Annotated in this window: 6 protein-coding genes; 5 read left to right on the top strand and 1 reads right to left on the bottom strand. The window is 45.8% G+C overall.

Features of this window, described 5'->3' with window-relative positions; translation table 11 throughout:
* Positions 1 to 184: 184 nt before the first annotated feature.
* Entirely contained in the window at positions 185 to 2,752 is a 2,568-nt protein-coding gene (locus tag QTO06_RS22820; RefSeq protein ID WP_331409945.1) for a penicillin-binding protein 1A, read from the bottom strand.
* A gap of 178 nt (positions 2,753 to 2,930) precedes the next feature.
* Between QTO06_RS22820 and pilM the strand changes: the two genes are divergently transcribed.
* From pilM to QTO06_RS22795, 5 genes are read left to right on the top strand one after another with little or no spacing between them, the layout of a single operon-like run.
* Entirely contained in the window at positions 2,931 to 3,947 is a 1,017-nt protein-coding gene (gene pilM, locus QTO06_RS22815; RefSeq protein ID WP_331409944.1) for a type IV pilus biogenesis protein PilM, read from the top strand.
* Positions 3,931 to 4,506 carry a PilN domain-containing protein gene (locus tag QTO06_RS22810; protein ID WP_005432710.1) on the top strand — a complete coding sequence of 192 codons (576 nt, stop codon included), beginning with the start codon at positions 3,931 to 3,933 and terminating at the stop codon, positions 4,504 to 4,506. Before pilM ends, QTO06_RS22810 begins: the two co-directional genes overlap by 17 nt.
* Entirely contained in the window at positions 4,499 to 5,092 is a 594-nt protein-coding gene (locus tag QTO06_RS22805; RefSeq protein WP_005432718.1) for a type 4a pilus biogenesis protein PilO, read from the top strand. Before QTO06_RS22810 ends, QTO06_RS22805 begins: the two co-directional genes overlap by 8 nt.
* Complete coding sequence (locus tag QTO06_RS22800) at positions 5,082 to 5,597, top strand: pilus assembly protein PilP (protein ID WP_005432702.1); 516 nt, start codon at positions 5,082 to 5,084, stop codon at positions 5,595 to 5,597. Before QTO06_RS22805 ends, QTO06_RS22800 begins: the two co-directional genes overlap by 11 nt.
* 34 nt (positions 5,598 to 5,631) lie before the next feature.
* On the top strand, positions 5,632 to 7,374 hold the full coding sequence (locus QTO06_RS22795) for a type IV pilus secretin PilQ (protein ID WP_331409947.1): 1,743 nt from the start codon (positions 5,632 to 5,634) through the stop codon (positions 7,372 to 7,374).
* The last annotated feature ends 124 nt before the right edge of the window (positions 7,375 to 7,498 follow it).

The following is a 7,498-nucleotide window of genomic DNA, read 5'->3' as shown; positions in this document are numbered from 1 at the left end:
CCAAATTAGGTGGTTGGAAAGATACCAAGAGGACGGGCAGAGCTTCAATAAAGGCACTTTGGGAAGGATGGTTTAAACTGCAAACCATCCTTGAAGGCTACGAGCTCGCAATGTCTCTTGATCACTAGACTTGTGATCAAGAGACAGGCTCAATGGCTCCCTTTTTCATATCGTTAATTCGCTATTAGAATAGCTCTTCTGAGCCACTGCCACCAGAGTAGATACTGTCTTCTAGACTGTTACCGACGTACTCAGTTGGCTCTGTACCTTTCTCGAAGTATTCGAACATCGATGAGCCATCGACTTTGTGCGTCAATAGGCCGCTATCACGGTCGATACGTACACGAACGATACCATCTGGAACGTTCTTGCTCTGCTGTGGTTTACCCTCTAAAGCAGCATGCATGAAGTCAATCCAAGCTGGCTCAGCCGTCTTAGCACCTGATTCTGCACCAGAGATCTGGCCTTTACCAAGGTTGCTGTTCACTGTTGTGCGGCCAAGCGTACGAGAGTGGTCATCGAAACCAACCCATGCGATCGCCACAATGCCAGGGCCGTAACCGTTATACCAAGTATCTTTTGAGTTGTTGGTTGTGCCGGTTTTACCACCGATATCACGACGTTCAAGTTTCTGTGCACGCCAGCCAGTACCGTTCCAACCTGTGCCATCACGCCAGCTACCGCCACCCCAGATATTGCTGTACATCATTTCACGCATCAGGAACGCGTTTTGCGCTGAGATAACTTGTTTTGCGTATTGCGGAGTATCGTTTTCTAGAGTGTTGTCTGGAGCGATATTTTCCGGCGTTACGTCTTGTTCACCAAACTCTGCAGCAAACTTATCTTCAGCTGGAACGTGCTGTTCCATTTGAGGGCAATCGTGCTGACAGATCACTTTCGGGTTTGCTTTAAACAGCACTTCACCAAATGAGTCTTCCACATGGTCAATGTAGAAAGGTTCTACATAGTAACCGCCGTTGGCAAATACAGAGTAACCTTGTGCCACTTTCATTGGCGTTAAGCTACCTGCACCAAGCGCGATGGTCTCTGAACGTGGTACTTCATCAATATCAAAGCCAAAACGCGTTAGATATTCACGAGTCTCGTCCAAACCAACTTCACGAAGAGTACGCACTGCCATTACGTTTTTAGACTGTGCTAGACCGATACGCAGACGAGTAGGGCCCACGTATGTTGGTGGTGAGTTCTTTGGACGCCATGCAGAACCAGAACCTGCATCCCATTTGTTGATTGGTGCATCGTTAACTAAAGAAGCAAGCGTGAGACCTTTGTTTATTGCCGCTGAGTAGATGAAAGGTTTGATACTTGAACCTACTTGGCGCACTGACATAGTCGCACGGTTAAACTTGCTATGAACAAAGTTAAAGCCACCAACCAGAGAAAGCACAGCACCGTTTTCCGGATTCATTGCCACAAATGCAGTGTTTGCACTTGGTACTTGGCTTAGCTTCCAGCTGTTGATGGTGTTGCCGTCTTTATCGGTTGTGCTGATTTCACGAACCCAAATTTGTTGGCCTGATTCCAAAATCTGTTTAGCTGACTTTGGTACGGCGCCTTGGCGCTCATCCGTCAGGTACTTACGAGCCCAGTTCATACCGGTCCAAGCGATGGTTTGTTCATCGTTGTTCTTGACCCAAACTTGCGCTGTTTTGTCATCGACTTTAGTCACGACCGCTGGGTAAAGTTGTCCGTAAGTTGGTTGCTTCTTCAGATGTTTTTCAATCTGCTCTGTATCCCAAGCGGCTTCACCTTGTTTCCACAATACTTTCTCAGCACCGCGGTAGCCATGACGCTCGTCGTAAGCAAGGATGTTATTGATCGCCGCTTTGTTTGCTGCATCTTGCAGTTTTGAATCTACTGTCATGTAGATGTTTAAGCCAGAGGTATAGGCTTTTTCTGCACCGTACTCTTTCACTGCCCATGAGCGCGCAAGCTCTGCAACGTATGGGGCAGAAAGCTCAATCTCAGCACTGTGGTAGCGAGCAACAATTGGCTCAGCACGTGCTTCATCGTATTGCTCTTGAGTGATGTATTTCTCATCCAACATACGCATCAGAACGACATTACGACGGTTTGTCGCGCGCTCTAGTGAGTAGATTGGGTTCATTGTCGATGGCGCTTTTGGCATACCAGCAAGCGTTGCGATTTCACTTAGCGTGAGTTCATTTAGGCTCTTACCAAAATAAACCTGAGCTGCGGCACCGAAACCGTATGAGCGGTAACCAAGGAAGATCTTGTTAACGTACAGTTCCATGATCTCTTGCTTCGTCAAAAGCTGCTCAATGTGAATCGCAATGAAGATCTCTTTCACTTTACGCATGATCTTCTTCTCGTTGGATAGGAAGAAGTTACGCGCTAGCTGCTGAGTAATGGTACTCGCACCTTGCTTTGCCGAACCAGATAATGCAACGACGACTGCCGCACGTGTAATACCGATTGGGTCGATACCTGGGTGCTCGTAAAATCGGCTATCTTCGGTCGCGATCAGCGCATGAATTAAATCTTGCGGAATTTCGTCGTAAGTAACAGGAATTCGGCGTTTCTCACCAAACTGTGCGATCAGTTTCCCGTCTTGACTAAAAACCTGCATAGGTGTTTGTAATTCAACATCTTTTAAGGTTGCAACATCTGGCAATTCAGGCTTCACGTATTGATAGAAGCCAAAAATTGTGGTGACTCCAAGAATTATGCAAATCAATGTTAAAAATAATAAACGCTTTATGAACTTCACCGGAGAATCCCTGATTGGTTGAGGCTGTGTAACGGCAAACCCTTGTACTCTTAGGTCAAAAATTTAGCACATAAGAGATATTAACTCTTATTTGGATGCTAATAACAACCTTTGCACGAAGAAAATTCTCTGGGTGCTAACAACATCGGCACGCAAGAATTTCGGAGCGAGAGTAGAGATGGATAAGCTATTAGTTACGGGCATAGATATTGGCCATAACAGCCTCAAAGCCGTGGTACTTAAACCCAATGGCAACAGTTACGCACTACTGGGTTACAAAGAAATAATACTTAAGGAAGGTATTGTCGCTGAAAATAACACCATAAATCATCAAGAAATTGTAAAGACCCTTAAAGAGATGAAAAAAGAGCTACCTTTTCGTGCTCGAAAGGTCGCAATTTCAGTTCCAGATAATGCTGTGATCAGTAAAAAGCTGCAGATAGAGCAGAACTTAGAAGAGAGTGAAAAGGAGTTTGCTGTTGTGCAAGCCTTCTCACATCAATCTCCATTCCCCGTGGAAGAGCTGAGTCTTGACTTCATCAAGGTTGATACGGATGAGCAGATGCGAGGCACTGACAGTTATCAGGTCTTCGCGACTCGTAAAGACGTGGTAGAAACCCGAGTTGAGGCATTGCAGAAATCAGGCTTGAAACCAGTACTGGTGGACGTGCACTCACAAAGTCTTGGTCATATGTGGAAATTGGTAGCGGAACGTTTTCCTGAAAAGAACAAGTATTGTTTACTGGACATTGGTTCTTTGAACAGTTCTTTCACTATGTTCACCGAACAAGGCGAATTGTTTCATAAAGAATTTCCCTGCGGTACTCGCACTACGGGCAGTTTGTTTCAGCAAGATCCATTAGCAGACGATGCACAAGTGGCAACGGAGCAATTTAATCGACAAATCGTTGAGCGTGTTAAACGTCAGATGCAGCTCTATACCTCAATTAATGGAAGTCAAGATATCAAAGGCGTTTGGCTTTCGGGAGAGGGCGCTGCAACACCTATGTTGGCCGAGGAGCTGTCTAGCCAGTTGGCACTAGAGTGTGAACTGCTTAATCCACTTGGTTTGTTTGAAATGAAGGTGTCTAAACGCAAACGTCGTGCCGCGGATTGGCAACACTTCACTGCTGCAGCCGGACTGGCTGTACGTGGTATTCAGTGGCTAGGAGGTGACAATGTTGTATCACATTAACCTTCTTGCCTGGCGTGAAAACCAACGTGAAGAGCATCGTCGTCGTTTTATTGGCTTGATTTTACTCGGGGCAATCGCTGCTCTGGGCGTGCAATGGGGGATCGGTAAGTACTACCAATACCAACAAGATCAGCAGCAACAGCGCTTGGATTATCTCGCTCACTATATCTCTCAACTCGATAAACGTATTGAAGCCATGAAGATAGCAGAGCAAGAGCACAGCAAAATTCTAGAGCGCTTAAAGACCGTTGAAGGGCTGCAAAATGGTCGCAATAAAACCACTGAGTTTATGAACCTGATGCCCTCAGTGATCCCTGAAGGCGTCTATGTCGATAAGATCAAAATGAACGACTACGAGATTGAGATCTCGGGTATTTCTGATAGCACCTCTCGTCTTGCCACCATGCTCGATAATATGGAGCGTTCCGCCAAGCTGCTGGATGTTGATATGCACTCCATTGTTCATGGTAAAGCGCGCTTTGGTAAAGAGTTCCAGACGTTCAAAGTCTCCTTCATGTTTAAAGATGCCTCTATAAAAGGAGGTAAGCAGCATGGTTAATTGGCAAGACCTAGAAATGGATGAAATCGCTGAGTGGCCGCTGGTGCCTCAGTTGGTGGCGATTCTTCTTATGGTGGTGTTGATCCAAGGTTTTGGTTACTGGTTTTATTTGAAGCCAGAGGAAGCTCGCCTTAATACCTTGATCCAAGAAGAGCAGACTTTAAAAGTCGCGCTGAGGATCAAAGCCAATAAAGTCGCTGCACTGCCGCAGCTTCAGTCACAACTTGATGAACTGACCACCCGCTATGAACTGCTTTTGCAACAACTGCCTGCACAGAAAGAATTGGCGACCATGCTAGCGTCGGTTAATGAACTCGGTATCGATAACAAGCTGACATTTACGCGTATTGATTGGGGAGATAAAGAGTCAGAGCATTTCCTTTACCGTTTGCCGCTCAATATTGAGCTAACGGGTGACTTCCATGACATCGGTCGTTTTTCACAGGCCATCGCCACCTTACCACGCATCATCACATTTCAAGATGTAACTTGGCAGCGAGTCAGTCAAGAGAGTGAAACCTTGCACTTCCGTGTAAGAGCAAACACTTACCAATTCAAACCAGAGGAAAAGAAAGATGCGAAATAAATCTTTGCTGATGGTTTGTATGGTGAGTCTGCTGAGTGGTTGCCAAGCCAATGATGAGTCACTAACCGACTTTATTCGCGGTGTAGAAAACCAAGCACGCCGTGATGTCGCCAAACTCCAGCCGACTGAAGAATATGTAGTGGTGAGTTACGAGCCTGAAATTTTGCGTGCCCCTTTTGAACTGCCAAAAGAGGCCACCATCGCAACTCAACCTGTTGCGAGGCAAGACTGTTGGCAACCGCCGTCAAGAAAGCGCACAGGCAAACTGGAACGTTTCCCACTCAACCAACTTCGCCTTAAGGGTGTGATGGGAATGGGCAGCAGCGTCTCGGGTTTGGTTCAAGCACCGAATGGCACAGTTTACAAAGTGAAGCCAGGTCAATACCTCGGACGTAACAATGGCAAGGTAACCCACGTATCCCACAGCTATTTATTGATTAATGAAACCTTGCCAGACGGTTTAGGTTGTTGGCAAAAGCGCAAAGTGAAGTTGGCGTTGAGATAGGCATAGCGGCATTTATTTTTGATATTGAGTAATGATGAAAATGAGACACGGATTAACACTGACACCAAGGAAGCTAACAGGGCTCTTCTCTTTATGGTTCTTTCTACTTTTAGCCCCTTTCGTCGCAGCAGAAGAAGTACAGTCTAACTCGCTTAAGAGCATCGACTTCCGTACGAACAAAGACAAAGACGCCGTGATTGTGGTTGAGCTCGCATCACCCGCTGCGATTGTTGATATTAAACGCGTACAAGAAGGCTTGAGTATCGACTTACTCAACACCTCCGTTAAAGATGACCAGCTTTACCTACTTGATGTGAAAGACTTCTCGACGGTTGTCGAGAGCGTTGAGGTATTCCGCGATACTTCTACAACACGTCTGGTGGCTTATATAGATGAGGACTATTCTCACGACTACCGTCTTACTGGTCGTTATTTAGAGGTAAAGGTTGGCAAGCTTAAAGCCAACGAAAAAGCGCCGGATAAAAGCATTTTGGAAAAAGAAGGCAAGCTAATTTCGATTAACTTCCAAGACATTCCTGTGCGAAACGTGTTGCAACTTATCGCCGACTACAATCAATTTAACTTGGTCGTTTCTGACTCGGTCGAGGGTAACTTGACCTTGCGTTTGGATGGTGTGCCTTGGCAGCAAGTACTCGACATTATCTTGCAAGTGAAAGGGCTAGATAAGCGTGTTGATGGCAATGTCATTCTCGTTGCACCAAAAGATGAATTGGATCTGCGCGAGAAGCAGCAACTCGAAAAGCAAAAGCTAGAGAAAGAGATCGGTGAGCTTTCATCAGAGATCATCAAGGTGAACTTCGCTAAAGCGTCAGACATTGCTGAGATGATCAATGGGGAGGGCAACATCAGTATGCTTTCAGATCGAGGCAGTATGACCATTGATGAGCGTACTAACTCGTTATTGATTCGTGAGTTACCTGAGAATATTGAAGTGATTCGCGAGATCATAGAATCATTGGATATTCCTGTAAAACAGGTTCAGATTGAAGCGCGTATTGTGACTATTAATGAAGGTAACATGGACGAACTTGGCGTTCGTTGGGGCTTCACTTCCATCAATGGCAGTCATACTGTAGGTGGTTCAATTGAGAATAACCTTGCGACAATCGGCCTGTACGATGGCGGCGGTGAAGGTGATGACGGTGGCAGCAGTGTGGGTATTGATGACTTCCTAAACGTGAACTTGGCTGCAACTAGCCCGAATGCGACCAGTCTTGCTTTCCAAGTTGCGAAGTTAGGCTCAGACACACTGCTTGATTTAGAGCTTTCTGCGCTGCAACAAGAATCGAAAGCAGAAATTATTTCCAGTCCACGTTTGATCACCACGAATAAGAAGCCAGCTTACATTGAGCAGGGTACCGAGATCCCTTACCTTGAATCTTCTTCCAGTGGTGCGACTTCTGTGACGTTCAAAAAAGCGGTATTGAGCTTGAAAGTGACGCCACAGATTACGCCTGACAACCGTTTGGTGTTGGATTTGAGCGTTACGCAAGACAGACCGGGCCAAGTGGTAAAAACCGGCACTGGTGAGGCGGTGGCGATCGATACGCAACGTATTGGTACACAAGTTTTAGTCAATAATGGCGAGACAGTCGTGTTGGGCGGTATTTTTCAACACAGTATTACAAACTCCGTCGATAAGGTGCCTTTATTAGGTGATTTGCCGCTGTTAGGTGCGCTTTTCCGTCGAAGTTACGAAAATGTCGGTAAAAGTGAACTACTGATTTTTGTTACACCTAAAGTTGTGATTCAGTAAGAATCGGTAGGCAAAAAAACGATTAGATCAAAAATAAAGTTGCATTAGTGGCACCATGCTTGGATAATTTCGGGTCTTATCACGAATTATCTGTGAGGAATTGGTGCCACAAGCCTTGTGAAAC

Source organism: Vibrio sp. M260121 (assembly GCF_036533715.1).
GTDB lineage: Bacteria > Pseudomonadota > Gammaproteobacteria > Enterobacterales > Vibrionaceae > Vibrio.
The sequence above is the reverse complement of the archived record's forward strand: the minus strand, read 5'-3'. Positions and strand labels throughout refer to the sequence as shown.